This is a genomic window from Variovorax sp. GW823-FHT04B03, assembly GCF_058796495.1.
This window is the reverse complement of the sequence record NZ_JBXAIT010000005.1, coordinates 174,563-199,665: the sequence shown is the minus strand read 5'-3', so window position 1 is coordinate 199,665 and position 25,103 is coordinate 174,563. Positions and strand designations below refer to the sequence as shown.

At 68.4% G+C, this 25,103-nt stretch carries 26 protein-coding genes; 11 read left to right on the top strand and 15 right to left on the bottom strand.

The features are described from left to right. Nucleotides 1-6: 6 nt before the first annotated feature. Genes AC1RAD_RS21930 through AC1RAD_RS21910 form a run of 5 tightly spaced genes read right to left on the bottom strand, consistent with a single transcriptional unit; the run spans nt 7 to nt 4,229 of the window. A complete protein-coding gene (locus AC1RAD_RS21930) occupies nt 7-555 on the bottom strand; it encodes a TIGR00725 family protein (RefSeq protein ID WP_307581868.1) in 549 nt (182 codons plus the stop codon). Further along, the gene (locus AC1RAD_RS21925) at nt 506-1,327 is read right to left on the bottom strand and encodes an ABC transporter permease (RefSeq protein WP_062481405.1); all 822 of its coding nucleotides are present in this window, start codon (nt 1,325-1,327) and stop codon (nt 506-508) included. Before AC1RAD_RS21925 ends, AC1RAD_RS21930 begins: the two co-directional genes overlap by 50 nt. Nucleotides 1,328-1,336: 9 nt before the next feature. After that, nucleotides 1,337-2,413, bottom strand: a complete 1,077-nt coding sequence (locus tag AC1RAD_RS21920) for an extracellular solute-binding protein (RefSeq protein ID WP_062481407.1) — start codon at nt 2,411-2,413, stop codon at nt 1,337-1,339. 23 nt (nt 2,414-2,436) lie between these two features. Further along, entirely contained in the window at nt 2,437-3,465 is a 1,029-nt protein-coding gene (locus tag AC1RAD_RS21915) for an ABC transporter ATP-binding protein (RefSeq protein WP_492737157.1), read from the bottom strand. Then, nucleotides 3,462-4,229, bottom strand: a complete 768-nt coding sequence (locus AC1RAD_RS21910) for an ABC transporter permease (protein WP_070061918.1) — start codon at nt 4,227-4,229, stop codon at nt 3,462-3,464. The genes AC1RAD_RS21915 and AC1RAD_RS21910 overlap by 4 nt, the downstream gene beginning before the upstream one ends. 187 nt (nt 4,230-4,416) lie before the next feature. On the opposite strand from AC1RAD_RS21910, the gene AC1RAD_RS21905 reads away from it, so the two are divergent. From AC1RAD_RS21905 to AC1RAD_RS21895, 3 genes are all read left to right on the top strand, one after another. Next, nucleotides 4,417-5,331, top strand: a complete 915-nt coding sequence (locus tag AC1RAD_RS21905) for a LysR substrate-binding domain-containing protein (RefSeq protein WP_492737155.1) — start codon at nt 4,417-4,419, stop codon at nt 5,329-5,331. A gap of 52 nt (nt 5,332-5,383) precedes the next feature. Next, on the top strand, nt 5,384-6,292 hold the full coding sequence (locus AC1RAD_RS21900; protein ID WP_492737153.1) for a ketopantoate reductase family protein: 909 nt from the start codon (nt 5,384-5,386) through the stop codon (nt 6,290-6,292). A gap of 107 nt (nt 6,293-6,399) precedes the next feature. Continuing rightward, nucleotides 6,400-8,313 (top strand): DUF3857 domain-containing transglutaminase family protein, encoded by a 1,914-nt coding sequence (locus AC1RAD_RS21895; protein ID WP_492737151.1) that lies wholly within the window; start codon nt 6,400-6,402, stop codon nt 8,311-8,313. 109 nt (nt 8,314-8,422) lie between these two features. Here the strand turns inward: AC1RAD_RS21895 and gorA are convergent, their stop codons facing one another. Next, entirely contained in the window at nt 8,423-9,781 is a 1,359-nt protein-coding gene (gene gorA, locus AC1RAD_RS21890) for a glutathione-disulfide reductase (RefSeq protein WP_492737149.1), read from the bottom strand. A gap of 217 nt (nt 9,782-9,998) precedes the next feature. Here gorA and AC1RAD_RS21885 point away from each other — a divergent pair, with 217 nt between their 5' ends. Continuing rightward, nucleotides 9,999-10,283: a double zinc ribbon domain-containing protein gene (locus tag AC1RAD_RS21885; RefSeq protein WP_492737148.1), complete on the top strand. Its 285-nt coding sequence runs from the start codon at nt 9,999-10,001 to the stop codon at nt 10,281-10,283. Between the two features lie 74 nt (nt 10,284-10,357). Beyond that, nucleotides 10,358-12,391: a PEP/pyruvate-binding domain-containing protein gene (locus AC1RAD_RS21880; protein WP_492737146.1), complete on the top strand. Its 2,034-nt coding sequence runs from the start codon at nt 10,358-10,360 to the stop codon at nt 12,389-12,391. A gap of 12 nt (nt 12,392-12,403) precedes the next feature. Here the strand turns inward: AC1RAD_RS21880 and AC1RAD_RS21875 are convergent, their stop codons facing one another. After that, entirely contained in the window at nt 12,404-13,315 is a 912-nt protein-coding gene (locus tag AC1RAD_RS21875) for an MBL fold metallo-hydrolase (RefSeq protein ID WP_492737144.1), read from the bottom strand. Nucleotides 13,316-13,421: 106 nt separating this feature from the next. Here AC1RAD_RS21875 and AC1RAD_RS21870 point away from each other — a divergent pair, with 106 nt between their 5' ends. Genes AC1RAD_RS21870 through AC1RAD_RS21860 form a run of 3 tightly spaced genes read left to right on the top strand, consistent with a single transcriptional unit; the run spans nt 13,422 to nt 14,644 of the window. Next, nucleotides 13,422-13,745, top strand: coding sequence for an ArsR/SmtB family transcription factor (locus AC1RAD_RS21870; RefSeq protein WP_062478840.1), 324 nt, complete (start codon nt 13,422-13,424; stop codon nt 13,743-13,745). Nucleotides 13,746-13,747: 2 nt separating this feature from the next. After that, nucleotides 13,748-14,188: a YeeE/YedE family protein gene (locus AC1RAD_RS21865; RefSeq protein ID WP_492737142.1), complete on the top strand. Its 441-nt coding sequence runs from the start codon at nt 13,748-13,750 to the stop codon at nt 14,186-14,188. Nucleotides 14,189-14,203: 15 nt separating this feature from the next. Next, complete coding sequence (locus AC1RAD_RS21860; protein WP_492737141.1) at nt 14,204-14,644, top strand: DUF6691 family protein; 441 nt, start codon at nt 14,204-14,206, stop codon at nt 14,642-14,644. 2 nt (nt 14,645-14,646) lie between these two features. Here AC1RAD_RS21860 and AC1RAD_RS21855 read toward each other — a convergent pair whose 3' ends face one another. The 3 genes from AC1RAD_RS21855 to AC1RAD_RS21845 all read right to left on the bottom strand — a co-directional run bounded on the left by AC1RAD_RS21855 (nt 14,647) and on the right by AC1RAD_RS21845 (nt 18,486). After that, nucleotides 14,647-16,584, bottom strand: a complete 1,938-nt coding sequence (locus AC1RAD_RS21855) for a TRAP transporter large permease subunit (protein ID WP_492737139.1) — start codon at nt 16,582-16,584, stop codon at nt 14,647-14,649. Further along, nucleotides 16,581-17,249 (bottom strand): TRAP transporter small permease subunit, encoded by a 669-nt coding sequence (locus AC1RAD_RS21850; RefSeq protein WP_492737137.1) that lies wholly within the window; start codon nt 17,247-17,249, stop codon nt 16,581-16,583. Before AC1RAD_RS21850 ends, AC1RAD_RS21855 begins: the two co-directional genes overlap by 4 nt. Before the next feature lie 127 nt (nt 17,250-17,376). Continuing rightward, nucleotides 17,377-18,486 (bottom strand): TRAP transporter substrate-binding protein, encoded by a 1,110-nt coding sequence (locus AC1RAD_RS21845; protein ID WP_492737135.1) that lies wholly within the window; start codon nt 18,484-18,486, stop codon nt 17,377-17,379. Nucleotides 18,487-18,706: 220 nt separating this feature from the next. On the opposite strand from AC1RAD_RS21845, the gene AC1RAD_RS21840 reads away from it, so the two are divergent. Beyond that, a complete protein-coding gene (locus AC1RAD_RS21840; protein ID WP_489061076.1) occupies nt 18,707-19,117 on the top strand; it encodes a rhodanese-like domain-containing protein in 411 nt (136 codons plus the stop codon). A 19-nt stretch (nt 19,118-19,136) separates the two neighbouring features. Here the strand turns inward: AC1RAD_RS21840 and AC1RAD_RS21835 are convergent, their stop codons facing one another. Beyond that, on the bottom strand, nt 19,137-19,409 hold the full coding sequence (locus AC1RAD_RS21835; protein WP_492737133.1) for a DUF4242 domain-containing protein: 273 nt from the start codon (nt 19,407-19,409) through the stop codon (nt 19,137-19,139). Nucleotides 19,410-19,538: 129 nt separating this feature from the next. Here AC1RAD_RS21835 and AC1RAD_RS21830 point away from each other — a divergent pair, with 129 nt between their 5' ends. Continuing rightward, entirely contained in the window at nt 19,539-20,492 is a 954-nt protein-coding gene (locus AC1RAD_RS21830; RefSeq protein ID WP_492737131.1) for an AraC family transcriptional regulator, read from the top strand. 19 nt (nt 20,493-20,511) lie between these two features. Here the strand turns inward: AC1RAD_RS21830 and lysM are convergent, their stop codons facing one another. Next, nucleotides 20,512-20,973, bottom strand: a complete 462-nt coding sequence (gene lysM, locus AC1RAD_RS21825; RefSeq protein WP_492737129.1) for a peptidoglycan-binding protein LysM — start codon at nt 20,971-20,973, stop codon at nt 20,512-20,514. A 134-nt stretch (nt 20,974-21,107) separates the two neighbouring features. Between lysM and AC1RAD_RS21820 the strand changes: the two genes are divergently transcribed. Next, nucleotides 21,108-21,881, top strand: coding sequence for a type III pantothenate kinase (locus AC1RAD_RS21820; protein ID WP_492737127.1), 774 nt, complete (start codon nt 21,108-21,110; stop codon nt 21,879-21,881). 3 nt (nt 21,882-21,884) lie between these two features. Here the strand turns inward: AC1RAD_RS21820 and AC1RAD_RS21815 are convergent, their stop codons facing one another. Genes AC1RAD_RS21815 through AC1RAD_RS21805 form a run of 3 tightly spaced genes read right to left on the bottom strand, consistent with a single transcriptional unit; the run spans nt 21,885 to nt 24,995 of the window. Continuing rightward, nucleotides 21,885-23,237: a serine hydrolase domain-containing protein gene (locus AC1RAD_RS21815; RefSeq protein ID WP_492737125.1), complete on the bottom strand. Its 1,353-nt coding sequence runs from the start codon at nt 23,235-23,237 to the stop codon at nt 21,885-21,887. Between the two features lie 56 nt (nt 23,238-23,293). Beyond that, entirely contained in the window at nt 23,294-24,109 is an 816-nt protein-coding gene (locus AC1RAD_RS21810) for a crotonase/enoyl-CoA hydratase family protein (protein WP_487847427.1), read from the bottom strand. A gap of 37 nt (nt 24,110-24,146) precedes the next feature. Continuing rightward, nucleotides 24,147-24,995 carry a 3-hydroxybutyryl-CoA dehydrogenase gene (locus AC1RAD_RS21805; RefSeq protein WP_390348149.1) on the bottom strand — a complete coding sequence of 283 codons (849 nt, stop codon included), beginning with the start codon at nt 24,993-24,995 and terminating at the stop codon, nt 24,147-24,149. Between the last annotated feature and the right edge of the window lie 108 nt (nt 24,996-25,103).

Genomic DNA, 25,103 nt, shown 5'->3' with positions numbered 1-25,103 from the left:
CAGGCCTCAGTCCAGCAGGCAGGCCAGCACCTTGCCCAGCATGTCGTCCACGTCGGTGGCCTGCACCGCGCCGGGCAGGGCGACGTCGCCGTGCATCACGAACACCGGCTTGCCCCATTTCAGGCCCATCGCCATCTCCGACAGCGTGCCCATGTTGCCGCCGATGGCGACCAGGCACACGCCGCTGCGCGCGATGATGCCGTTGCGCATCTCGCCCATGCCGGTGGGAATGGCCACGCTGAGCCATTCGTTGGCGTGGCGGTCGTCGTCCTCGGGCAGGATGCCCACGGCGATGCCGCCGGCCTCCACCGCGCCGCGCGAGGCGGCGGCCATCACGCCGCCGCGCCCGCCGCAGACCACCGCCATGCCCGCACCGGCCAGCGCGTGCGCCACCGCGTAGGCGGCCTCGCATTCGGCCGGGCCGCCGTCGCCCGGGCCGAGCATCGCCACCGGCTGGCGGTGGCGCTGCGGCCCCCACTGCCGTTGCGCCAGGCGCGTCAGCGCCTCAGTGACCGGCGCCGACAGCACCGCGCTCGCGCCTTCGTGTAAAGACATCGCCCACTCCCATCACGACCACACACACCACCATCAGCACCAGCGACAGGGCCGCCGCCACCGCGAAATCGGACCCGCCGTCGCCCACCTGCGCGAGCAGCATCAGCGGCAGGATGTTCAGCTGCGTGCCCACCAGCGCCAGCGCCGTGCCGTAGGTGCCCATGGCAATCGCGGCCACCATGCAGGCGTTCGACAGCACCGAGGGCAGCACCTCGGGCAGCACCGTGTCCCGGAAGGCGCGCGCCTTCGAGGCGCCCAGCGTGCGCGCCGCCTGCGCCGGGCGCAGGTCGAGGTTGGCGAACACAGGGTACAGCGACAGCGCCACGCGCGGGATCAGGTAGTAGGCATAGGCCAGCCCCAGGCCCGACACGCTGTAGATCCAGCTGCCGATCACGGCCGGGTCGGCGCCCAGCCCCGCGAGCAGCTGCGTCACGAAGCCCGCGCGGCCGAACGCGAGGATGAAGCCGTAGGCGATCACCAGCCCCGAGAACGCGAGCGGCAGGCCCAGCAGGGTCATCATCCATTGGCGCCGGCCTTCGGGCTGGCGCGCCAGTTCGATGGCGATGCAGGTGCCCACCAGCGCCGAGATCGCACCCGCCGCCAGGCCCAGGCCCAGCGTGTTGCGTAGCGCGCCCAGGAACAGCGGGTTGCCGAACAGCCGCCCGAAGGCACTGCCGCCCTCGCCGAAGGCCTCGGGCAGCAGCGCCGCCAGCGGCACCGCGAAGAACAGCGCCATGAAGGCCCACGCGGGCCAGGCGCCAAAGCGTCGCATCACGGCCTCTTACTTGCCCAGCGCGGCCTGCGCCCAGAGCTTGTCGACCTCGGCCTTGCGCTCCGAGGCCTTCACCACGTCGAGCGGCTTGATCTGCGGCGCGGCCGGCATCTTGGCCGCGACATCGGCCGAGAGCGGCGTGCCCGGCACGGCCGGGCGCACGAAGCCCTGCGCGAACAGCGACTGGCCGGCCTCGCTCATGATGAAGTTGAGCCACAGCTTGCCGGCGTTGGGGTTCGGGCCGTTCTTCACCAGGCTGATGGCGTAGGGCGCGGCCACGCTGGCTTCCTTCGGGATCACGACCTCGACCGCGTCGCCCATGCCGTCGACGTGCTTGGCCTTGAGGCCGTCGTTCTCGTAGCTGATCCACACGGGGATCTCGCCCTTGAGGAACTTGGCATACGGCGTGGTGCCTTCCACGCGCAGCACGTTGCCGGCCGCATGCAGCTTGCCCAGGTAGTCGGTGCCGGGCTGCACGTTGTCGACGCTGCCGCCGTTGGCGTAGGCCGCGGCGAAGGTCAGCACCTGGCCGATGCCGGTGGAGCGCGGGTCGAGGTAGACCACCGTGCTCTTGAACTCGGGCTTGAGCAGGTCGGCCCAGCCGGTGGGCACGTTCTTCACCAGCTTCTTGTTCACGAGGAAGGCGATGTTCAGCGTGTGGATGGTGAACCAGCGGCCTTCGGCCTCGCGGAACACGGCGGGCAGCTTGTCGAAGTTGACGGGCTTGAAGGGCGCGACCACGTCCTTCTTCGCGGCATCGACGGCGGAGGCGGCGAAGTAGTAGGCGGTGTCGGCCTGCGGGCGGCGCTTGGTCTTTTCGAGCGCGACCACGGTGGCGGCCGAGCCGATGTCGTTGTAGGTCAGTTCGATCTCGGGATAGCGCTTCTTGAAGTCGCGGAACAGCGACTTCCAGTTGGCCCACTCGGGGCCGGTGTCGAAGGAGACGCACAGGCCTTCCTTCTGCGCCTCGGCGTACAGCGCCTTCTCGCCCGCGTAGAGCTCGGGGCCGTCGAAGGCGAAGGCGGTGCGCGCGAGGGACAGCACGGGCAATGCGCCGGCGGCCTGGATCAGATGTCTGCGTTGCATGGAGGCTCCTTGGAAGGAAAAGGTCAGTGGTCTAGCAGGCGAAGGTGTTCGGGCGCGATGGCGATCGCTTCGCCCGCCGGCGCGGCCGACTCGGCGAGGAAGGGCTTGCCCGCGCCCGCCACGTCGAAGTCGTAGCGCGTGAGCGCGCCCAGGTAGCGCTGCGCGCCGGTGCGGCCGGCCAGGCGGTTCACGCTGTCGGGCGCCGGGTCGGGGCGGATGTGTTCGGGCCGCACCAGCACATGCACCGGCGTGCCGAAGGGCCGGTTGCCGGTCTCGGCGAAGAGCTCGGCAAAGCCCATGTCGAGCCGGCCCGGCGACGCCACCTTGGCGGGCAGGATGGTCGAGAGCCCGACGAACTCGGCCACCGCGCGGCTGGCGGGGTGCTCGTAGATCTCGCGCGGCGTGGCGATCTGCAGCAGCCGGCCGTCTTTCAGCATCGCCACGCGGTCGGCCATCACCAGCGCTTCTTCCTGGTCGTGCGTGACCAGCAGCGTGGTCGCGTTGAAGCGCTGCTGGATCGACCGGATCTGGTCGCGCAGATGGCCGCGCACGCTGGCGTCGAGCGCTGAGAGCGGTTCGTCGAGCAGCAGCGCACGCGGATCGATGGCGAGCGCGCGGGCCAGCGCCACGCGCTGCTGCTGGCCGCCCGAGAGTTGCGCCACGGCGCGCTGCGCGTGGTCGCCCAGCCCGACGATGTCGAGCAGCTCCTGCGCGCGCTGGCGGCGCGGGGCCGTGTCCACCTTGCGCAGCTTGAGCCCGTAGGCCACGTTGTCCAGCACGCTCAGGTGCGGAAACAGCGCATAGCTCTGGAACACCATGCCGATGTGGCGCTGGTGCACCGGCGTGCGCGACATGTCGTCGCCGCCGAGCACGATGCGGCCCGTGTGGCCGGTCTCCAGCCCCGCCACCAGCTTGAGCAGCGTCGACTTGCCCGAGCCGCTGGGCCCGATCACCGCCACGAGCTCGCCCGTGCGCACGTCGAGCGACACGTCGTGCAGGCCGTGCGTGCTGCCGGGGTAGTTGTAGCTGACGTTGTCGAGGAGGAGGCTCATGCGCGCTGCTTCACCAGAGAAGAGGAAAGAAGGGCCGACGCGCTCGCCAGCACGAGAAGGATCACCGTGGCCGCGCAGGCAAAGCCCGTCGCGCCGTAGAAGGCCTGCAGCAGCACCACCGGGTAGGTGCGGTTCTGGAAGCTCGTGAGCAGGTTCGACAACCCGAACTCGCCCACCGAGATGGCCGCCACCATCACCAGCCCGCTGATCAGGCTCTGGCGCAGGCTGGGCAGCACGATGCCGGTGAACTGCTGCCAGCCCGAGGCGCCGAGCGTGGCGGCGGCCTGCTCGAGCCGCCCGAGGTCCAGGTGGCGCAGGTCGGTGAGCAGCGTGTTGGTGAGGTAGGGCAGCGTGAGGATCGCGTGCGCGGCGATCAGCAGCGGCATCGAGCCCAGCCAGGGTGCGAGGTCGGTGTTGAACACGATCATGTAGCCGAAGGCCAGCGTGATGGTCGGCACCGCGACCGGCGTGGCGCTCACGATGCGCGCCGCGATGCTGCTGCCGCGCCGCGCGCCGTGGTACAGCGCATAGGCCAGCGGCAGCGCCAGCACCGTGTTGATCGCGCAGGCCGCCATCGCCACCACGAGGCTGCTCACGAAGGCCTTGCGGAACGAGGTGTCCAGCCACAGGTCGACATACCACTGCCCGGTGACGCCAGTGGGCAGCAGCGTGTTGGTCCAGTTGCCGCCGAAGCTGCCGATCGCCAGCAGGGCGATGGGCAGCAGCAGGTACAGGCCGTAGACGAGCGAGATGCCGCGAATCAAGGGGGTGTCTCCGAAGGTCTTGCGCACCCGGCATACTTTCCGGATGCTCTACTTTTTGCCCACGGCGGATTGCCGCGTTCCAGCGAATTCTAGGAAGCAGATGCACACTTATGGGTGAAAGTTGGATGACGACACTTGAGCAATCGGCAAGTGTTTTTCACACGACTTTCATCAACCGGAGCCAGGCATGAAACGCGACTGCCCCACCATCCAGGAACTGCTGGCCTTCGACGCCGTGGCGCGCCAGCAGAGCATCACGCTCGCGGCCGGCGCCCTGTGCATCACCGTGAGCGCCGTCAGCAAGCAGATCGCGGGGCTCGAGGCGTTCCTCGGCCGCGAGCTGCTGCAGAAGAACGGCCGCGGCGTGCAGCTCACGCCGCAGGGGCGCGTGTACTGGCAGAAGATCTCGGGCGGCCTGCGCGCCATCGAGACCGCGACCTTCGAGGCGCGTTCGGGCGATGCCGGCGCCGGCCTGCTCACGCTGGCCAGCGTGCCCACCTTCCTCACCAAATGGCTCATTCCGCGCCTGCCGGCCTTCAGACAGAAGAGCCGCCACGTGATGCTGAGCTTCAGCCGCCACCTGGAGCCCAGCGACGGCATCCCGGCCGGCGTCGATGCCGCCATCCGCTACGGCCCTGATGGCTGGCCCGGCGTGGTGTCCGAATACATCGCGGGGCGCGAGTTCGTGCTGATCGTGGCGCGCGCGCTGGTCGAGGGGCGCCACCGCATCGTGCAGCCCATCGACATCGTCGGCCACACCTTGCTGCACCACGAGGGCGCGCCCACCGCCTGGCGCCAGTGGGCCTCGCAGCACGGCGTGCCCGAGGTGCAGACCGTGGCCGGCCCGCGCTTCGCGCAGTACTCGGCGCTGATCCAGGCGGCGCTCAACGGGCTGGGCATCGGGCTCGTGCCGAAACTGCTGGTGCAGGAAGAGCTGGCCGAAGGCGCGCTGCTGAGCCCCTGCGGCACGCCGGTGCGCGTGGACCAGGGCCACTACCTGTGCTACCGGCCCGACCGCCTCGACCTGCCGGCCTTCGCGGCGTTTCGCGAATGGATCATGGACGAAGGGCAGAAGTCGCGCGGCGTGGAGACCGAGGCATGAAGCGGCCGTCTTCGCTACGCTCTGCCCACGGAACAACCAAGGAATCGAATCGATGAAAGTCGCAGTCATGGGTGCCGGCGCGGTCGGCTGTTACTACGGCGCCATGCTGGCGCGCGCGGGCCACGCCGTGGTGCTGATCGGCCGGCCTTCGCATGTGGAGGCGGTGCGCGCGAACGGGCTGCGGCTGGAGACCAAGGCCTTCGATGAACAGGTGCGCCTCGAGGCCAACACCGAAGCGGGCGCCGTGCAGGGCGCCGACCTGGTGCTGTTCTGCGTGAAGTCCACCGACACCGAATCGGCCGCCGCGCAGATCCAGCCGCACCTCGCGCCCGGCGCGCTGGTGCTCACGCTGCAGAACGGCGTCGACAACGACGCGCGCGTGCGCGCGGCGCTGCCCTCGCACGACGTGGCCGCCGCCGTGGTCTACGTGGCGACCGAGATGGCGGGGCCGGGCCATGTGAAGCACCACGGCCGCGGCGAGCTGGTGATCGCACCCTCGCGCCGCAGCGACGAGGTCGCGCAGGCATTGATCGCGGCGGGCGTGCCCACGCAGATTTCCGACAACGTGCGCGGCGCGCTGTGGGCCAAGCTGGTGCTCAACTGCGCCTACAACGCGCTGTCGGCCGTGTCGCAGCTGCCCTACGGCGAGCTCGTGCAGGGCACGGGCGTGACCGACGTGATCCGCGACGTGGTCGCCGAATGCCTCGCGGTGGCGAAGGCCGAGGGCGTGGTGATTCCGGGCGACGTCGACGCCGCGGTGCGCGGCATCGCGCAGTCGATGCCCTCGCAGTATTCGTCGACCGCGCAAGACCTCGCACGCGGCAAGCGCAGCGAGATCGACCACCTCAACGGGCTGGTCGTGCGGCGCGGCGAGGCGCTGGGCGTGCCGACGCCGGCGAACCGGGTGCTGTTCGTGCTGGTGAAGCTGCTGGAAGGCAAGCAGCATGGGGCTCGCCTCTAGCCTCGACGGTTGGCGCGACTTCTGTATCATTTTGAAACGCGCCTCGCACGGCGCGACACGACGGGGTCTGCCACTCCGTTCCCACACAAGAAGCGCTGGAGGAAATCATGTTCGGACGGATGCAACAGGCCATCGTGCGGCCTTGGGGGGTGTTTTGCCTGACGGCCGTTCTGGCGAGCGCTGCGGTGGCGCAGACCGCGGAACCTCAGCAGGCCCATGTCATTTCAAAGCAGTGGCACGCGGACTACGAAGTGGCGTCGGACGGCCGGTCTACGATGACCTATGCATCGGCGAACCAGGTGCTTCACGCGAGCGCGCTGGAAGACGCGAAGTCCTTGTCCTTCTCGTACAGCACGAGCATCCAGAAGGGCGAGATCCTGGAGGCCTACACGTTGAAGGCCGATGGACGGCGCATTGCGGTGCCTTCGACCAACTACCAGACCGAGGTCAACAACGGGCGTGACGGTGCGAAGCCGCTTTTCTCGGACTACACGCGACTCTCGGTGGTGTTTCCGGACGTGGCCGTGGGAGATACGGTCGGGGTGAAGTACCGGGTGGCAGACAAGGAGCCCATCTTTCCGGGTGCTTTCTCGGTTGTGCAGTCGTTCTCGCCCGCGACCGTCTATGAAGATGCTCGCATCACGGTTCGCTTCGCCAAGCCACTCGCCCTGAAGTTCGAAAGCCACAACCTGCAGGAAGAGGCCGCCCGCGAGGACAACGGCCTTCAGGTGCGTGAGTGGCGCTACCGCAATCCTGTGCCGCGGACCTATGACGAGGCGGACGAAGGAATCTGGCGCCTGGAGGAATTTCCGGTGCTGATGGTGAGCACCTTTCCGAGCTACGAATCGATCGCCAAGGCCTATGGCGACCGTGCCTTGCCCAAGGCCGAGCCCACGACCCGTGTGACGACGCTGGCGAAGTCCATCGTGGGTGACCAGACCGATCCGCTCACACGCGCCCGGCTGCTGTACGAATGGGTGTCCCGCAACATCACCTATGGTGGCAATTGCATCGGCGTGGGAGCGGTCGTGCCACGAGACACCGACGTGGTGCTCGACAACAAGATGGGCGACTGCAAGGACCACGCGACGCTGCTGCAGGCACTGTGGCGCGCGGCCGGTATCCGGGGCGAGCAGGTGCTGATCAATGCAGGCAACCAACTCGACCTGCCAGCCACGCCCGTCGTGTCCATGGTCAATCACGTCATCAACTATCTGCCCGACTGGAAGATCTACCTGGACGCGACGGCCAAGGAGATTCCCTTCGGCTACCTGCCGGATGGCTCGTATGGCAAGCCGGTTCTTCATGTCGGAGCGGCCACGACATTGGCGACCATCCCGCCTTCGGCCCCCGATCGCACGCAGCAGCATGTGCGGACCCGGCTTCGCATCGGCGCCGATGGCAGCGCGACGGGCGATATCCAGATCAGCCTCAAGGGAACACGGGCCGCGCAAATGCGCACCTACATGCGTGACTTGAAAGCGGCCACCGTTCGCGACTTCGTTCGACGCACGCTGTCGGGCTCCGGCTTCAAGGCCAAGGGCGAACTGGATCGCGGCGATCTGTCCGAGGCCAAGGCCCTGTCGGACGAGTACGCGTTCGGCTTTACCTTCGAGATCGACAACTACCTGCAAGCCGGCACTTCCGGAGCCTTCCGGTTGGCGCCCGTCGTGAACCTGCCGCTGTCCGTTGCCGGCTTTGCATTCAAGGGGGAGCAGGCCCCCGTCACGAGGCGCCACTACTGCGAAGGCTTCAAGATCGATGAGAGCTACGACATCGAACTGGCGCCCGGCGTGAGCTTTGCCCAACTCCCGGAATCGTTGACGAAGCGCGGCCGGTATCTCGAATTTGCGAGCAGCTACAAGCGCACGAAGAACGGCGTGCGTGTGGTGCGTGAACTGTTCGACAAGACGCCGGACGGTGTGTGCACGGCAGACTTCATGAATGCCTGGCAGGCCGAAGTCGAGCCGATTGCACAGAACCTGAAGTCACAGGTCTTCTACAAGCGCAAGTCGCGCTGAGTTCTCCAACGTGCGTCGGATGTCGGTCAGTCTTTGCTGGCCATCCTGACAACGAGACCGCCTGACTCGGGTCTCCCCAGCGTCCGGAGGCTCCGCGCTTTCTGGCTGCTCAGCCCGGCATCGGTTCGCGCATCGTCACGAACTCTTCGGCCGCCGTCGGATGGATGCCGATGGTGCTGTCGAACAGCGCCTTCGTCGCGCCCGCGCGCATCGCCACCGCGAAGCCCTGCACCACCTCGCCCGCGTCCGCGCCCACCATGTGCAGGCCCACCACGCGGTCGCTCTTCTTGTCGATCACGAGCTTCATGAAGGTGCGCTCGCTGCGACCCGAGAGGGTGTGGCGCAGCGACTTGAACTCGCTGGAGAACACGGTCACTTCGCCGAACTTCGCGCGTGCGTCGATCTCGCTGTAGCCGCAGGTGCCGATGTTGGGGTGGGTGAACACGGCGGTGGGAATGAACTCGTAGTCCATGCCGCGCTTGCCCTTGCCGAACAGCGCGTCGACCACCACCATCGCCTCGGCCAGCGCCACGGGCGTGAGCTGCACGCGGGTCGACACGTCGCCCACCGCGTAGATCGACGGCACCGAGGTGCGGTAGTGCGCATCGACCGCGATGGCGCCCTTGTCGTCGAGCTTCACCCCCGCTGCCTCGAGGCCGAGGCCCTGCGTGTTGGGCACGCGGCCGGTGGCGAAGAGCACGGTGTCGGCCTCGATCTGCTGGCCGCGCGCGAGCGTGACCACGAGGCCGTCGGGGCCGCGCGCGATCGACGAGGCCTCGCAGTTCAGGCGCACGTCGACGCCGGCCTTGCCCATCTCGTTGGCCAGAAACTGGCGCACGTCGTCGTCGAAGCCGGTGAGCAGGTGGGCGCGGCGGTGCAGCTGCGTCACCTTGGAGCCCAGGCCGTTGAAGATCGATGCGAACTCGCAGGCGATGTAGCCGCCGCCCACCACCAGCAGGCGCTTCGGGAACGGGTCAAGGTCGAACATCGCGTCGGAGGTCACGATGTGTTCGCGGCCTGGAATCTCGGGCACGAAGGGCGTGCCGCCGGTGGCCACCAGCAGGTGGCGCGCGGTGTGGCGCTTGCCTTCGATTTCCACCGTGTGCGCATCGACCAGCTGGGCCCAGCCGGTGACGAGCGTGACGCCCGAGTTCTTCAGCAGCGAGCCGTAGATGCCGTTGAGCCGGCTGATCTCCTTGGCGCGCTGGGCCTTGAGGTGCGCCCAGTCGAACTGCGGCGCCGATGGGAGCTTCCAGCCGTAGCCTTCGGCCTCCTCGAACGACTCGGCATAGCCGGCCGCATAGCTGTAGAGCTTCTTCGGGATGCAGCCCACGTTGACGCAGGTGCCGCCGAGCTCGGCGGCCTCGGCCAGCGCGACGCGCGCACCGGTCTGCGCCGCCATGCGCGCGGCACGCACGCCACCGCTGCCGCCGCCAATGACGAAGAGGTCGAAATCGAATGGTTGCATGAGAAAGACGCTCCTTGCGGCCGACTGTAGCGGCGGGGCGGCGGCGGCGCTGCGGCCGGGGCCATGGCCGTGAAGCACCGCGGCCTGCGAGGGTCTTTGCCGGGGGGCGCTTGACCCTGAAGCTGCTTCAGGGAATCCACTGCAGTCAGGCCCGCGGGAATTCATCGCCATCGGCGACGTTGCCACCGGCCTGTTGCACGACGCAAGGGAGAAACACATGGGCATGCTGGAACGGATCTTCGGTGGACATGGCGGCGCGCGCCACGGCGGTGGTGGCGGGCACCATGGTTCGCAAGGCGGCCACGGGTACGGCCGCGACGCGCCACCGCCACCCGGCGGCAGTGCCTGCCCGGCCTGCCGCGCGATGAACGCAGCCGGCGCACGCTTCTGCCAGCAATGCGGCACGTCGATGCTGCCCGCGGCCTGCCGGCAGTGCGGCACGGCGCTGGTGCCCGGCGCGAAGTTCTGCGCGCAATGCGGCCAGTCGACGCAGGCGGCGTAGCGCGGCCGACGCGCGAAAAATGGGGCGAGCCGACAGCGAGAATCCGCGCTTGTCGGCAATGAAGGAGGAGCCCCATGAAGAACGATTCCAACAGGCAGAAGAAGGACGGCGCGGCACTGGCATGGCTGCCGGTCCTGGCGCTGTGCGCGATGGCCGTTTTGCCCGCGCCGGCCGGCGCGCAGCTCGCGCGCAAGCCGTCGTACTACCAGCAGCAGAACCAGTCACAGCCCGAAGGCCCGGCCGCGCAACTCGTGCCGCGCCCGGCCGTGCCCGCCTCGCTGCCGGCACTGCGCAGCCAGGGCGATTTCGACACGCTGGCGCGCGTCTACGACGCCGGCACGCCGATGCAGCTGGCCCACGTGCTGTTCGCGATCGACCGGCAGGCGAAGCCGGCGCGCATGCACTACATCGACACGCCGCGCTTCCAGCTGCATGTGCGCTTCCTGCGCGACACGCGGCTCACGCCGAACACGGTCAAGCGCGAGATCGACCGCAACTACCTCGCGCCCGACCGCCGCTTCCTGTTCGGCACGCTGAGCTGGCAGCAGAACATCGGCACCTTCACCTACGAGTTCTGGGAAGGCGACCGGCTCACGGTGCCGCTGCTGCGCGAGGCCGAGGCGCAGGTGAAGGCCAGCTTCTTCGCGCCGGTGAAGTTCAAGACCAACTCCACGCTGCACGAGCGCATCGCGAAGGAGGCCGGCATCGACTTCGTGAGCCAGGAGGCGCTGATCCGCGAGCAGCCCTACCTGCCGATGAACCTGGGCACCGCCACCGGCCGCGTGCGCATCGTGAACGACGCCTCGGGCCTGAACGCGCTGTTGCCCGACGATATCGCCGTGCTGCGCGAGGTGCCGATCAACCTGCCGCCGGTGGCCGGCGTGCTCACCGAGCGGCCGTCCACGGCGCTGTCGCACGTCAACCTGCTGGCCAAGGGCTGGGGCATTCCGAACGCCTACGTGCGCGACGCCGCCACGGTGCTGAAGGCGCATGCGGGCCAGTGGGTGGCGCTGAAGGTGGCGGCCTCGGGCTACCAGCTGCGCCGCCTCACGCCGGAAGAGATCGCCGCGCTGCCGCCGCGCGCCGTGCGTGCCGCCGCCACCGGCACGCTGCCCGGTAGCAAGGCCGCGAAGCCGGACCTGCGCGAGGCGCGCCTGCTGCCCCTGGCCTCGCTGCGCGCGCGCCACAGCGTGCAATGCGGCTCGAAGGCGGCCAACCTCGGCGCGGTGCTGGCCGCGCGCATTCCCTCGACCACGGTGCCCGACGGCTTCTGCATTCCGTTCGCGCACTACGACCGCTTCATGCGGTCGAACGGGCTGGCCGACCGCCTCGCGCGCATGCAGCAGCACCCCGGCTTCGCGGGCGACCCGCAGGTGCGGCAGAAGGCGCTGGCGCAGCTGCGCGACGAGATCGTGCAATGGCCCGTCGAGCCCGCCACCGCGGCGGCCTGGCGCGCGGCGTGGCAGGCGCAGCTGGGCGGGGGCGGTGTGTTCGTGCGCAGCTCGTCCAACTCGGAAGACCTGCCGGGCTTCAGCGGCGCGGGGCTCTACACGACGGTGCCCAACGTGAAGACCGGCGACGCGCTCGAACTCGCGGTGAAGAAGGTGTGGGCCTCGGTGTTCAACCCCGAGGCCTGGGAGGCGCGCAGCGCCGCGGGCTTCGGCGCCGAGTCGGTGCTGATGGGCGTGTTCGTGCAGACCGCCATCGACTCGACCAACGCCGGCGTGATGATCACGCGCGACCCCTTCGACGCGGGGCATCCGCATGTGACGTACATCTCGGCCAAGCGCGGCATCGGCATCCGCGTGGTCGAGGGCAAGCGCGTGGCGGAGCAGGTGATGTACTCGAGCTGGTCCAAGGCCATCCAGGTGCTCAGCCGCTCGGCCGAAGAGACGGCGCTGCAGCTGGACAAGGACGGCGGCGTGAAGGAAGTGCCCGTGGAAGTCGGCCGCCACGTGCTGACCGACGAGCTGGTGGTGCGGCTCGCCGCCGTGGGCGCGGCGGTGAAGCGCACCTTCAACGCGGTCGACCAGGACATCGAGTGGGCGACGGTGGGCGACAAGATCGTGCTGCTGCAGGCGCGGCCGTATGTGGAGCGGCGGCGCTAGGTCGCCGCGCCCTCAGCCCGGCGTGGTGCGCGGGCGGTGGCCCGGCAGCGTGTTCAGCGGAATGCGCAGGTAGGCCACGCCGTTGTCGTCGGGCGGCGGCAGCCGGCCGCCGCGCACGTTGACCTGCATCGACGGCAGGATCAGCGTCGGCACTTCGAGCGTGGCGTCGCGCGCGGTGCGCATGCGCACGAACTCGTCTTCGCCGATGCCGTCGCGCACGTGGATGTTGTGGGCGCGCTGCTGCGCCACCGTGCTCTGCCAGCACGGCTCGCGCGTGGCGGGCGGGTAGTCGTGGCAGACGTACAACGTGGTCTCGGGTGGCAGCGCGAGCAGCCGGCGCATCGAGCGGTAGAGCTCGCGCGCGTCGCCGCCCGGAAAGTCGGCGCGCGCGCTGCCCAGGTCGGGCATGAACAGCGTGTCGCCGACGAAGACCGCGTCGTCCACGAGGTAGGCCATGTCGGCCGGCGTGTGGCCGGGCACGCGCAGGGCCTGCGCCTCGATCTCGCCGATGTGAAAGCGCTCGCCGTCCTTGAAGAGGTGGTCGAACTGGCTGCCGTCGGGCAGGAAGTCGCGCTCCAGGTTGTAGAGGTGGCGGAAGGTGGCCTGCACCGTGCGGATGTGCTCGCCGATGGCGATGCGCCCGCCGGCCTGCGACTGCACATGGCGCGCGCCCGAGAGGTGGTCGGCGTGCGCGTGGGTCTCCAGGATCCAGTCGACCTGCAGCGCCTGCGCGCGCACGTACGCCAGCAGGCGGTCGGCCGACGCGGTGTCGGTGTGGCCGGAGCGAAAGTCGTAGTCGAGCACGGGATCGATGACGGCGGCGCGCTTCGTCGCACGGTCCCAGACCACGTAGGACACCGTGCCCGTCGCGGGATCGAAGAAGGCCTGGGTGGTGGCGCGTGGGGGCATGGGGGTCGGGGTCATCGGCGCTCCTTCTGCGGTGCCTGGAAGCCAGGCACTCATTCAATCAATCAAGCGACAAATATTATATGAATTCATATAATGTTATTTCGCGAACTGTCATCCTCCCATGAAGACCCCGACCCACGCCATCGACCCCCAACTGCTGCGCAGCGCCGCCGGCCAGGCTGTCGCCGTGCTCAAGCTGCTGGCCCACGAGGCCCGGCTGCTGCTGCTGTGCCAGCTCTCGCAGGGCGAGATGTGCGTGAGCGACCTCGAAAGCACGCTGGGCATCCGCCAGCCCACCCTGTCGCAGCAGCTGTCGGTGCTGCGCACCGAAGGCGTGGTGGACACCCGCCGCGAGGGCAAGAACATCTACTACCGCGTGGCCGACCCGGCCCTGCTCGAGATCCTGGCGGTGCTGTACCGCCTCTACTGCCCGAAGGAGAACTGAAGATGCCCACCATCGACTGGCCTCATTTCACGCCCTGGGCCGCACTGGCCGGCGGCGTGCTCATCGGACTGTCCGCCGCGATGTTCGTGCTGCTCAACGGGCGCATCGCCGGCGTCAGCGGCGTGCTGGGCGGCTTGCTGCGCCCCATGAAGGGCGACATGGCCTGGCGCGCGGCCTTCGTACTCGGGCTGGTCGGTGCGCCGCTCGTCTACGGGCTGTTCGCCGTGCTGCCCGCGGCGCAGATCGACGCGGGCTACGGCACGCTCGCGCTGGCCGGCCTGCTGGTGGGCGTGGGCACGCGCTACGGCGCGGGCTGCACCAGCGGCCATGGCGTGTGCGGGCTGGCGCGGCGCTCGCCGCGTTCGCTGGTCGCCACGCTGGCTTTCATCGCCGCAGGGGTCGCCACGGTGTTCGTGATGCGCCACCTGCTGAACCTGTCGTGAACCGGGAGACCTGCCATGTGGACCGCCATTGCTTCCTTGCTCGCCGGCCTTGTCTTCGGGCTCGGCCTCATCGTCTCCGGCATGGCCAATCCGGCCAAGATCCTGGGCTTTCTTGACGTGGGCGGGGCCTGGGACCCGTCGCTCGCCTTCGTGATGGCCGGCGCGGTGGCGGTGAGCACCGTCGGCTTCCTGCTGGCCGGCCGTCGCAAGGAGTCGCTGCTCGGCGGGCCGCTCACGCTGCCCAGCCTGCGCCACATCGACCGCCGCCTGGTCGGCGGCAGCCTGCTGTTCGGCGTCGGTTGGGGCATCGCGGGCTTCTGCCCCGGGCCCGCGCTGGTTTCGCTGGGCACGGGCGAGGTCAAGGCGCTGGTCTTCGTGGGCGCCATGCTGCTGGGCATGGGCCTGTTCGAGCTGCTCGAGCGCCGCCGCTTCGCGCGGCACCCGGCTTCAGCCTGAACTCAACCGTACAGGTACTGCGGCAGCCACAGCGTCAGCCCCGGCCAGATGTACATGAACACCATGCACAGGATGACGATCAGCATGTACGGCATCATCCCCGCGAAGATCTGGTTGATCGTCACGTGCGGCGGTGACACCCCCTTCAGATAGAAGGCCGACATCGCCACCGGCGGCGACAGGAACGCCGCCTGCAGGTTCACGAACACCAGCACGCCGAACAGCAGCGGATCGATCTGGAAGTGCGCCAGCAGCGGCAGGAAGATGGGCACGAAGATCACGATGATCTCGGTCCACTCCAGCGGCCAGCCCAGCACGAAGATGATCGCTTGCGACAGCAGCAGGAACTGCAGCGGCGACAGGTTCATGCTCAGCACCCACTCCTCGACGATGCGCTGGCCACCCAGCAGCGCGAACACCGCCGAGAACAGCGCCGAGCCCACGAACAGCCAGCAGACCATCGAGGTGGTCTTGAGCGTGAGGAACACCGCCTCCTTGATCTTCTTGAAGTTCAGCGTACCGGCCTGCCACGCCATCAGGAAAGCGCCGGCCGCGCCGACCGCCGCCGACTCGGTGGCGGTGGTGATGCCGAACAGGATCACGCCCAGCACCACCAGCGTGAGCGTGGCCAGCGGCATCACCGACGACACCAGCATGCGCAAAATTTCGAACTGCTCCGCGTCCATGCGCCAGTAGTACCAGCCCAGCAGCGCCAGCGTGAAGAGGCAGGCCACCCAGAAGCCGGTGTAGAAGGCATCGGGCACCGCGGCGGTCTTGGGTGCCTCGACCGCGTCGCCCAGCTGCTGCAGGCCACCTTCACCGGCAGGGGCGGCGGCGGGCTCGCTGCCGGGAGGTTCCTCGACGCCGCCGGGGGGCTCCTGCAGGCCGCTGCTTTCGGTGGTGTTCGCGGGTTCGTCGGTGCTCGGCGGCTCGGCCAGACCGGTGCCTGACGGCTCGGCTGCAGCCGGCGCGGCGGCTGCGGGATCGCCGGTCTTCTGCGTCGCCTGCTGCGTGGCCACGGGGGCCGCCGCGTTGTTGTCCTTCTGCGAGTAGATGGTCACGTACCACCACACCGAGCCCAGTGTGACCGCGGCCAGCGCCAGCGGCACCAGCGCGCTCAGCAGGCCGCGCAGCAGCATCCACCAGCTCAGGCGCACGCCCTCGACCGCGCCGCGCAAGGCACGCCCCGGCGCCACCACGGCCGCGGCGAGCGCGGGCAGCATGCGCGGGGAGTAGCTGGCCGCGAGGTGGGCCACCCAGGGCGTGATGGGCGCGCGCTGCTGGTCGATCGGCATCTTGGGCGCCACCTTCGGTTGCAGCACGGCCCAGCCGATCACGTAGATCAGGTACAGCAGGGCGAGGAAGAAGCCCGGGAACATCGCCGCCGCGTAGAGCTTGACCACCGACTGCCCGGCCACGGCCGCGTACACGATGATCATCACCGAGGGCGGAATGAGGATGCCCAGCGTGCCGCCGGCCGTGATCACGCCAGCCGCCAGACGCGTGTCGTAGCCCGCGTTGAGCATCGGGCGCATCGCGATCACGCCCATCAGCACCACCACCGCGCCCACCAGGCCGCTCGCGATGCCCCAGAAGGTGCACACGATGAGTGTGGTCACCGCCAGCGAGCCCGGCACGCGGCGGAACGCGAGCTGCACGCTGTGGAACATCTTGTCGACCAGCGCGCCGCGCTCCATCACGTAGCCCATGAGCACGAAGAGCGGAATGGACAGCAGCGTCTCGTTGGTCATGGCCCCGAAGGCGCGCTGCACCATCAGGTCGAAGACCTTGTTGTCGAGCCAGGGCGAGGCGGGGTCGTAGAAGGCGATGAAGCCGAAGAACATGCCCAGCCCCATCAGCGTGAACGCCGTGGGAAAGCCGAGCATGATCACGAAGACGATCAGGCCCAGCATCAGCAGGCCGAGTGCCGGTTCGCTCATGCTGCGCCTCCCGTCGTGTCGCTCTTGCGCTGCTGCGCGGCCTGTTCGATGGCGTGGGCTTTTTCGATCACCTCGCGCTTGTCGGCCTCGTTCACGTAGCTGCTGCTGGCGAGCTGGTCGCCGACCACGTCCATTTCTTCGGCGTCTTTCAGTCGCGGCGTCCACACGCCGGTCTTCAGGCACAGCACGCAGCGCACCATCTCGGCGAGGCCCTGCACCAGCAGCACCGCGCCGGCCACGGGAATCACGAACTTGAAGGGGTACACCGGAATCGGGTCGGCGTTGAAGGTCTGCTCGCGCATCGCGAGCGATTCACCGAAGTAGGTCCAGCCCGACCAGGTGAGCGCCACCACGCCGGGCAGGAAGAAAACCGCGAACAGCACGAGGTCGAGCGCGGCCTGCGTGCGCGGCTTCATGCTGCCGTAGAAGAAGTCGCCGCGCACATGGCCGGCCTGCGAGAGCGTGTAGGCACCGCCCATCATGAACAGCGTGCCGTACAGCATGTTGTTGGCATCGAAGATCCAGGCCGTGGGCGCGTTCAGCGCATAGCGCTTGAACACCTCGCCGCACACCAGCAGCATCAGCGCGACGATGAGCCACGAGAAGGTCTTGCCCACCAGCATGCTGAACCGGTCGACGGCGTGGAGGAGGCGTTGGATGGTCATGGCGGCAGCAGCATGGGCGAGGCCCGTTCATGGAACACCGTGGCGCCGGCGATGCCGGGCCACCGGTGTTGCCCCCTGTGCGGGGGGAAGGCGCGCGCAGGAACGACGTGCGCGCCGACGGGAAGCATCAGCTCTTCTTTTTCCCGAAGTAGTGGTTGTAGGCCATCTTGAAGTCGACGCCGTAATCGTTCTGCCACTGCAGCGCACGCTCGGCGAACACGCGCTGCGACTCCAGCACCTTCTTGAAAAGCGGGTTCTCGCCGGCCTTCTTTTCCACCGTCTTGTCCCAGGCCGCGAGCTGCGCGCGCAGCACGGCGTCGGGCGTCTTGTAGAACTTGATGCCGGCCTTCTTCATGTCGGCATAGTCCTGCGAGTTGCGCTGCACGGCCTTCCAGCTCATGTCGGCGCTGGCCGCCTGCACGGCGTAGTCGATGATGGAACGCAGCTCCTGCGGCATGGCGGCGTACTTGCCCTTGTTGAACAGCACCTCGAACTGCTCGCCCGACTGGTGGAAGCTCTGCAGCATGCAGTTCTTCACCACGTCGGGGAAGCCCAGCACACGGTCGCTCGAGGCGTTGTTGAACTCGGCCGCGTCGATCAGCCCGCGGTCCAGCGCAGGCACGATCTCGCCGCCGGGCAGCGGGTTCACGGCGGTGCCCATCTCGGTGAACATGTCCACGGCCAGGCCCACGGTGCGGAACTTCAGGCCCTTCATGTCCTCGACCTTGGCCACCGGCTTCTTGAACCAGCCCAGCGGCTGCGTGGGCATGGGGCCGTACAGGTACGACACCACTTCCATGTTCAGCGTCTTGTAGATCTCGTCGAGCAGCGCCTTGCCGCCGCCGTAGTTGTGCCAGGCCAGCACGGTGTTGGCGTCCATGCCGAAGCCGGGGCCGGACCCCCACAGCGCCAGCGCCGAGTTCTTGCCGTAGTGGTAGGCCACCACGCCGTGGCCGCCGTCGAGCGTGCCCTTGTTCACCGCTTCGAGCAGCTGGAAGGCGGGCACGACGGCGCCCGAGGGCAGCACCTCGATCTTCAGGCGCCCGCCGGCCATGTCGTTCACCTTCTTGGCGAAGTCGTTGGCGTACTCGTGGAAGATGTCCTTGGCCGGCCAGGTGCTCTGGAAACGCAGCGACGTGGTTTGGGCCATGCTGACCATCGGCGCGGACATGGCGCCTGCGGCCACTGCCGCGCCTTTGAGAAGGCTGCGACGGCGGGGCGATTTGCTGTCTGTCATGTGTCTCTCTCCATATAGTTCTCTGACCGGAACACCCAGGCCGTCGTCTTCGCGTTATGGTTTTGACTGGCCGCGACCGCCATCTTTGGCGCGCCACACCTTGTGACAAACAGGGTTTTCACGAACCGGTGAAAAATTCCATCATCCGGCGTGCAGATCGATCGCCCCCAGCCGCCAAAGGCTCCGGGCTTACCCTAGAGATTCGAGAGAGAAAGCAACCATGAGTGAACCCGTTGGAGAAAAAGGCTACGCCGGCGACGTGACGCCCGAGCAGGCGGCGCAGTGGATGGCGAGCGGCGAGGCCGTGCTGGTGGACGTGCGCACCGACGCCGAGCGCGAGTGGGTCGGCTACGTGCCCGGCGCCGTGCCGCTGGCCTGGAAGCAGTGGCCGGGCATGGCGATCAACCCGGCCTTCGATGACGGCGTGCGCGCCGCCGCAGAGGGCGGCAAGAAGCTGGTGCTGCTGTGCCGCAGCGGCGTGCGCTCGATCGCGGCGGCCAAGCGCGCGACCGAGCTGGGCGTGCAGGCCTACAACATCCTCGAAGGCTTCGAGGGCAACCCGGACGAGCACGGGCACCGCGGCCTGACCGGCGGCTGGCGCCGGCGCGGGCTGCCCTGGCGCCAGAACTAGCCAGAGAGGCCCGCGCGCCTCACTCGGCCGTGGCCGGGTCGATCACGCTGTACACCCGGTCCACACGGTTGGCCGGGAAGCCACCGAGCTCCGCGTGCCGGCGCACCAGGGCCTCGTCGGTGGCCTGGTAGACGCAGTAAATCCGGTCGCCGGTCACGTAGCTGTGGATCCACTGGATGTCGGTGCCCATGCTGCTGAGCACGCCGCAGGATTTTTGCGAGATGGCTTTCAGGTCCGCCGCGGTGAACTGGCCGGCGCCGGGGATGTCTCGCTCGATAACGAACTTGGGCATGGCGGTACTCCTGTCTAGAATCGGTCGAAGGCGACCAGTGCCTATGGTGCCGACGCGCAGCCGCCCCGCATTGCCCGTCTCGCCGGACTTGTTGACCGAAACCCCGCCCTCGCTTGCCGGGAGGTGACCATGGATGTCTTGTCGGACGTGCTTCGGACCATCCGCCTGGAGGGCGCGCTGTTCCTGAACGGGGACATGTATGCACCCTGGTGTTTCAAGGTACCCAAGGGAACGGACATCGCGCAGCTGCTCAGGCCCGGCGCGCAACGGCTGGCCATCTGCCACCTCGTGCTGCAAGGCGAATGCTGGGCCCAGGTCGAGGGCGAGCCACCGGTGCGCGCCGGCGCCGGCGACGTGATCGCCGTGCCGCATGGCGACTCGCATGTGCTGGGCAGCGGCCTGCAGCATGCGGCGGTGGACATGTCGCATGTGGTGAGCCCGCGAGCGCCCGAACTGGCGCGCGTGCGCTACGGCGGCCAGGGCGATCGCACCTTGCTGGTGTGCAGCTGGTTCGCGTACGAAGGCGACGCGCCCCATCCCGTCATGGCGAACATTCCGCGTCTGTTCACCACGCCGCTGCGCAGCAGGCCGGCGGGCCCGTGGATCGAGCAGTCGGTCCACTTCGTGTTGGGTGATGCGCCGTTGCACACGCCCGGCTCGGAGATGGTCGCCGCCAAGGTGGCGGAAGTGCTGTTCACCGAGGTGCTGCGCGGCTACATCGAATCCATGCCCGCCAACAACCCGGGCTGGTTGGCCGGTCTGCGCGACCCCCATGTGAGCCGCTGCCTGGCGTTGATGCACGCCGAGCCCGCGCGCAACTGGACGGTCGATGCGCTGGCGCAGGAAATCCACACCTCGCGCAGCGTGCTGGCGGACCGCTTCACCGAACTGGTGGGCGCGCCGCCCATGCACTACCTGGCGCGCTGGCGCATGATCCTGGCCGCCGGCATGCTGCGCAAGGACCAGGGCAACCTGGCGCGCATCGCCGAAGGCGTGGGCTACGAATCGGAAGCCGCTTTCAATCGCGCGTTCAAGCGCGAGTACGGCGTGTCGCCAGGGGCCTGGCGGCACAACGGCGCCTAGCGAGGCGCCGTTGCGGGGGTCAGAGTGCCGGAATGCGCAGCTTCTGCCCCGGATAGATCTTGTCGGGGTGCGACAGCATCGGCTTGTTCGCCTCGAAGATCACGTTGTACTTGTTGGCATCGCCGTAGTACTTCTTCGAGATGGCCGAGAGCGTGTCGCCGCGCACCACGTCGTGGTACTGGGCCGGCGGCGCGGGTGGTGCGACGAGGTTGTTGTCCACGCTCGTCACGTTGGCCACGTTGCCCGCGGCAAGCGCGGCTTTCTCGCTGGCTTCCTGCGAGGGCGCCTGGCCCGCGAGGGTGACGACGCCGCTGCTGGCGGTGTAGGTCACTTCCAGTGCGGTGAGGCCGAGGTTCTGGGTCTCGATGTAGGTCTTGATGGCCGCGGCGGCTGCCGTGTTCGCATCGGGCGTGGCCGCCTGGGCCGACGAACCGCCGAACAGTTTTTCACCGGCTTCCTTGATGAAGCTGAGCAATCCCATGGTGTTCTCCTTGTGCCGTGGTGGATGGAAAAGGCGAATGTAGTGGCGGAACCGGGACCCTTCGCGTAGGCCCATGCCGCGACTGTCAAAGAGGCGCCAGCAGGAATAACAACAAAGTCGCAATAATCGCGCGCATGTCTTCCCCCTTCCTCGCCATCGACATCGGCAACACCCGGCTCAAGTGGGCGCTTTACGAGGGGGCCTTCCCCGGCGCGGCACTGCAGGCCCATGGTGCCGAATTTCTCGACCACATTGAACGCCTGGCCGACGGCCCCTGGGCCGAATTGCCCGCGCCCGGTTCCATGCTGGGCTGCGTCGTGGCCGGCGACACGCTGCGGCGGCGCGCCGAAGAGCAGATCACCGAGCGCTTCGACTGCACGCCGCGCTGGGTGGTATCGAGCGCGGGCGAGGCCGGCATCGTCAACGGCTACGACCATCCGACGCGGCTGGGCGCCGACCGCTTCGTGGCCATGATCGGCGCGCGCCACCGCATGCTGTCGCAAGGGCCCGAGCGGCCGATGGTGGTGGTGCTGATCGGCACGGCCGTCACCGTGGAGGCGATCGATGCCAGCGGCAAGTTCCTGGGCGGCCTGATCCTGCCGGGCCACGGCATCATGCTGCGCGCGCTCGAGTCGGGCACGGCGGGCCTGCACGTGCCCACCGGCGAGGTGCGCGAATTTCCCACCAACACCAGCGACGCGCTGACCAGCGGCGGCACCTACGCCATCGCGGGTGCGGTCGAGCGCATGGTGCAGCACGTGCGCTCGCACTGCGGCGCCGAGCCGGCCTGCTTCATGACCGGCGGCGCGGGCTGGAAGATGGCGCCCGCCATGAACGGGCACTTCGAGCTGGTCGAGAGCCTGATCATGGACGGCCTGCTCGTCATCGCGAAGCAGCGCGCCGGCTGAGCCTCAGGGCTTCATCAGCGCCTCGCCCATGGCCTGGAAGGCGGGCAGGGTGAGCGGGTCGTTGCCCGCGTTGGCGGCGATCGGGTGCGCGGCGTAGCGCACGATCACCATCTCGGCCTTCGGATCGACATAGATGCTCTGGCCGTGGATGCCGCGCGCCATGTACGCGCCATGCGGGTTGTGCGAGACCCACCACATGTTCCGGTAGCTCCAGCCCGGCAGCAGCGCGTAGCCCGCCTTCGCGAACTTGGCCGGATCGGCGCCGCGCTGGATGTCGTCGACCACCGCCTTGGCGATCGCCTGCTGCCCGTTGGGCGCGCGACCGCCGTTGCGCAGCGTTTCTCCGAAGCGCGCGATGTCGCGCAGCACGGTGTTCAGGCCGCCGCCGCCCGACTCGGTGCCGATGCGGTCGACCATGAAATACGCGTCCTGCTCGGCGCCGATGCGGCGCCAGATCTTCTCGCTCAGCAGGTCGGCCAGCGAGCGGTTGGACGCGCGGCGCACGATCCAGGCCAGCACCTCGGCGTTGACCGTCTTGTAGGCAAAGGCGTCGCCGTGCGTGCCTTCCTTCTTGAGCGTGACCAGGAATTCGTAGAACGACTTCGGGCCCGCGTAGTTGGCGCCCTGCGTGAGCATGCCGCCGGCGCGCGCGTAGTCCCAGACCTCGGCCTTCGGGTCGGCGTAGTTCTCGGAGTAGCGCACGCCGATGGTCATGTCCATCACCTGGCGCACGGTGGCGTCGCCGTAGGCCGTGTCCTTGAGCTCGGGCAGGTACTTGGTGACCGGCGCCGACGGGTCGAGCGTGCCTTCCTGCGCGAGGATGGCCGCCAGCGTGCCCACGAACGACTTGGTGACCGACATCGCCAGGTGCGGCCGCTCGGGCGAGAGCGCGCCGAAGTACTTCTCGTAGACCACCTGGCCGCGGTGCAGCACCAGGATGCCGTCGGTGTAGGTGCGCGCGATCATCTGGCCGAAGGTCTGCGCCTCGCCGCCGCCCATGGGCTGGAAGCGCACGGCCTCGATGTCGAAGCGCGGCGTGGCCGCCGGCAGCGGGCTGGCGGCGCCGGGGCCGCGCCACACGTTGGCCGTGGGCACCGTCTCGCGCACGTGCGAGAAGCTCCAGCGGATGCGCGGGTACACGCCGCCGACCGGGTTGTCGAAGGTGATCTGCTTGTCGGGCGGCGGCGGAAAGCCCTGCATCCAGCCCAGCGCCTCGACCGAGGTGGCGGCGGGATCGGGCAGCGCGGGCGCCGGCGGGGTCTGGGCGAGGCTGGTGTTCACGGCAAGAAGGGTGAAGGCGGCGGCCAGCGCCGTGCGTTGAAAGAAGAGAGACGACGACACAGAAGAAGAGGGCATGCAACGGGCTCCAGTGGACGACAGAAACGGAACGGAAATCAACGGCTTCAATGGCCTCAGCGGCCGCTGAAACGCGCAGGCCGGCGCTCGATGAAGGAGCGCACGCCTTCGGCCGCGTCCTCGCTGTTCGACAGGCGTTTCTGCGTCTCGATGAATTCCGCCACGGCCGCCAGCGGCCCGTGTTCGATCGCCTTGAGCACGTTGAGCCGCGTGGCCTGCACAGCCAGCGGCGCCTGGGCTGCGATGCGTTGCGCGATCTGCAGCGCCGCGTCGAGCTCCTGGCCGGCCGGCACCACCTTCTGCACGAAGTTCAGGCGGTAGGCCTCGGCGCTGCCGAACTCGTCGGCCGTGAGCAGGTGCAGCATCGCGTTGCCCAGGCCCGCGCGCTCGGCCATGCGCAGCGTGGCGCCGCCCGTGGCCATGATGCCGCGCTGCACTTCCATCTGCGAGAAGCGGCAGTTGTCGGCCGCCACCACGATGTCCGCGCCCAGCATCAGCTCGATGCCTACCGTGAAGCAGATGCCCTTCACGGCCGCCACCATCGGCTTGGTGCGGCGGCGGTAGCCCTCCAGGCCGAAGTCGTGCGGCTCCACCAGCCCCGCCGGAATCGCCTTTTCGCCGCGCTTCATGTATTCGGTGACCGCCGGCAGGTCCAGGCCCGCCGTGAAGTGGTCGCCGAACGCATGCAGCACGCCCACGCGCAGGCTGGGGTCGTCGTCCAGTCGCGTGTAGGCCTCGGCCAGCTGCTTGAACATCGGCGGCGTCCAGCCGTTGCGCTTGGCGGGGCGGTTGATGCCGATCAGCAGCACGTGGTCAAGCACCTGCGTGTCGATGCAGCCTTCGGCGGGCGGGGTGGTGGGGGTGGCGGTCATGGCGTTGCTTGTCTCCTTGTTTTTATGGAATGCCGGATCAGTACGTGTAGACGCCGCGGCCCGTTTTACGGCCCAACTGGCCGGCGGCGACCATTTCCTTGAGCAGCGGGCAGGGGCGGTACTTGGAGTCGCCGAACTGTTCCAGGTAGACCTCCATCACGGCCAGGCACACGTCCAGGCCGATCATGTCGGCCAGGGCCAGCGGGCCGATGGGCTGGTTGCAGCCCAGCTTCATGCCAGCGTCGATGTCCTCGGCCGTGGCCAGGCCCTCGGCCAGCACGAAGAAAGCCTCGTTGATCATCGGCACCAGGATGCGGTTGACCACGAAGCCCGGCGCGTTCTTCACCGTGATCGGCGACTTGCCCAGCTTCTCGGCCAGCGCCTTCACCGCGTCGTGCGTGGCGTCGCTCGTGAGGTAGCCGCGGATCAGCTCCACCAGCGCCATCATCGGCACCGGGTTGAAGAAGTGCATGCCGATGAAGCGGTCGGCGCGCGAGGTGGCGGCGGCCAGCTGCGTGATCGAGATCGAGGAGGTGTTCGACGCGATGATCACCTCGGGGCCCACCAGCTCGTCCACCTGCTTGAGGATCTTGAGCTTGAGCGCGTGGTTCTCGGTGGCGGCCTCGATGACCAGCTGCGCGCCCTTCAGGTCGTTGTAGTCGGTCGAGCCCTTGACCAGCGCCAGCGCGGCGGCCTTCTGCTCGGCCGTGAGCTTTTCCTTCTTGATCAGGCGGTCGAGGCTGCCCGAGATGGTGGCGATGCCCTTGTCGACGGCGGCCTGGGCCACGTCGATCATCACCACGTTGACGCCCGATACCGCGCAGGCCTGGGCAATGCCGTTGCCCATGGTGCCGGCGCCGATGATGCCCACAGTCTGAATCGTCATGAAAAATGCTCCTTGAAACAAAAAAGAAAAACGCAGGCGAGGGCGGGCGCGGGGCCGCCGTCGCGGAATGTCGGTAATTGTGAATCAGCCCGGAGGGGCCGCCGTTCC

Bases quoted from the DNA above. Each gene is read 5' to 3' on its own strand.
- AC1RAD_RS21930 (WP_307581868.1), bottom strand. From the start codon at position 555: ATGTCTTTACACGAAGGCGCGAGCGCGGTGCTGTCGGCGCCGGTCACT.
- AC1RAD_RS21925 (WP_062481405.1), bottom strand. From the start codon at position 1,327: ATGCGACGCTTTGGCGCCTGGCCCGCGTGGGCCTTCATGGCGCTGTTC.
- AC1RAD_RS21920 (WP_062481407.1), bottom strand. From the start codon at position 2,413: ATGCAACGCAGACATCTGATCCAGGCCGCCGGCGCATTGCCCGTGCTG.
- AC1RAD_RS21915 (WP_492737157.1), bottom strand. From the start codon at position 3,465: ATGAGCCTCCTCCTCGACAACGTCAGCTACAACTACCCCGGCAGCACG.
- AC1RAD_RS21905 (WP_492737155.1), top strand. From the start codon at position 4,417: ATGAAACGCGACTGCCCCACCATCCAGGAACTGCTGGCCTTCGACGCC.
- AC1RAD_RS21900 (WP_492737153.1), top strand. From the start codon at position 5,384: ATGAAAGTCGCAGTCATGGGTGCCGGCGCGGTCGGCTGTTACTACGGC.
- AC1RAD_RS21895 (WP_492737151.1), top strand. From the start codon at position 6,400: ATGTTCGGACGGATGCAACAGGCCATCGTGCGGCCTTGGGGGGTGTTT.
- gorA (WP_492737149.1), bottom strand. From the start codon at position 9,781: ATGCAACCATTCGATTTCGACCTCTTCGTCATTGGCGGCGGCAGCGGT.
- AC1RAD_RS21885 (WP_492737148.1), top strand. From the start codon at position 9,999: ATGGGCATGCTGGAACGGATCTTCGGTGGACATGGCGGCGCGCGCCAC.
- AC1RAD_RS21880 (WP_492737146.1), top strand. From the start codon at position 10,358: ATGAAGAACGATTCCAACAGGCAGAAGAAGGACGGCGCGGCACTGGCA.
- AC1RAD_RS21875 (WP_492737144.1), bottom strand. From the start codon at position 13,315: ATGACCCCGACCCCCATGCCCCCACGCGCCACCACCCAGGCCTTCTTC.
- AC1RAD_RS21870 (WP_062478840.1), top strand. From the start codon at position 13,422: ATGAAGACCCCGACCCACGCCATCGACCCCCAACTGCTGCGCAGCGCC.
- AC1RAD_RS21865 (WP_492737142.1), top strand. From the start codon at position 13,748: ATGCCCACCATCGACTGGCCTCATTTCACGCCCTGGGCCGCACTGGCC.
- AC1RAD_RS21860 (WP_492737141.1), top strand. From the start codon at position 14,204: ATGTGGACCGCCATTGCTTCCTTGCTCGCCGGCCTTGTCTTCGGGCTC.
- AC1RAD_RS21855 (WP_492737139.1), bottom strand. From the start codon at position 16,584: ATGAGCGAACCGGCACTCGGCCTGCTGATGCTGGGCCTGATCGTCTTC.
- AC1RAD_RS21850 (WP_492737137.1), bottom strand. From the start codon at position 17,249: ATGACCATCCAACGCCTCCTCCACGCCGTCGACCGGTTCAGCATGCTG.
- AC1RAD_RS21845 (WP_492737135.1), bottom strand. From the start codon at position 18,486: ATGACAGACAGCAAATCGCCCCGCCGTCGCAGCCTTCTCAAAGGCGCG.
- AC1RAD_RS21840 (WP_489061076.1), top strand. From the start codon at position 18,707: ATGAGTGAACCCGTTGGAGAAAAAGGCTACGCCGGCGACGTGACGCCC.
- AC1RAD_RS21835 (WP_492737133.1), bottom strand. From the start codon at position 19,409: ATGCCCAAGTTCGTTATCGAGCGAGACATCCCCGGCGCCGGCCAGTTC.
- AC1RAD_RS21830 (WP_492737131.1), top strand. From the start codon at position 19,539: ATGGATGTCTTGTCGGACGTGCTTCGGACCATCCGCCTGGAGGGCGCG.
- lysM (WP_492737129.1), bottom strand. From the start codon at position 20,973: ATGGGATTGCTCAGCTTCATCAAGGAAGCCGGTGAAAAACTGTTCGGC.
- AC1RAD_RS21820 (WP_492737127.1), top strand. From the start codon at position 21,108: ATGTCTTCCCCCTTCCTCGCCATCGACATCGGCAACACCCGGCTCAAG.
- AC1RAD_RS21815 (WP_492737125.1), bottom strand. From the start codon at position 23,237: ATGCCCTCTTCTTCTGTGTCGTCGTCTCTCTTCTTTCAACGCACGGCG.
- AC1RAD_RS21810 (WP_487847427.1), bottom strand. From the start codon at position 24,109: ATGACCGCCACCCCCACCACCCCGCCCGCCGAAGGCTGCATCGACACG.
- AC1RAD_RS21805 (WP_390348149.1), bottom strand. From the start codon at position 24,995: ATGACGATTCAGACTGTGGGCATCATCGGCGCCGGCACCATGGGCAAC.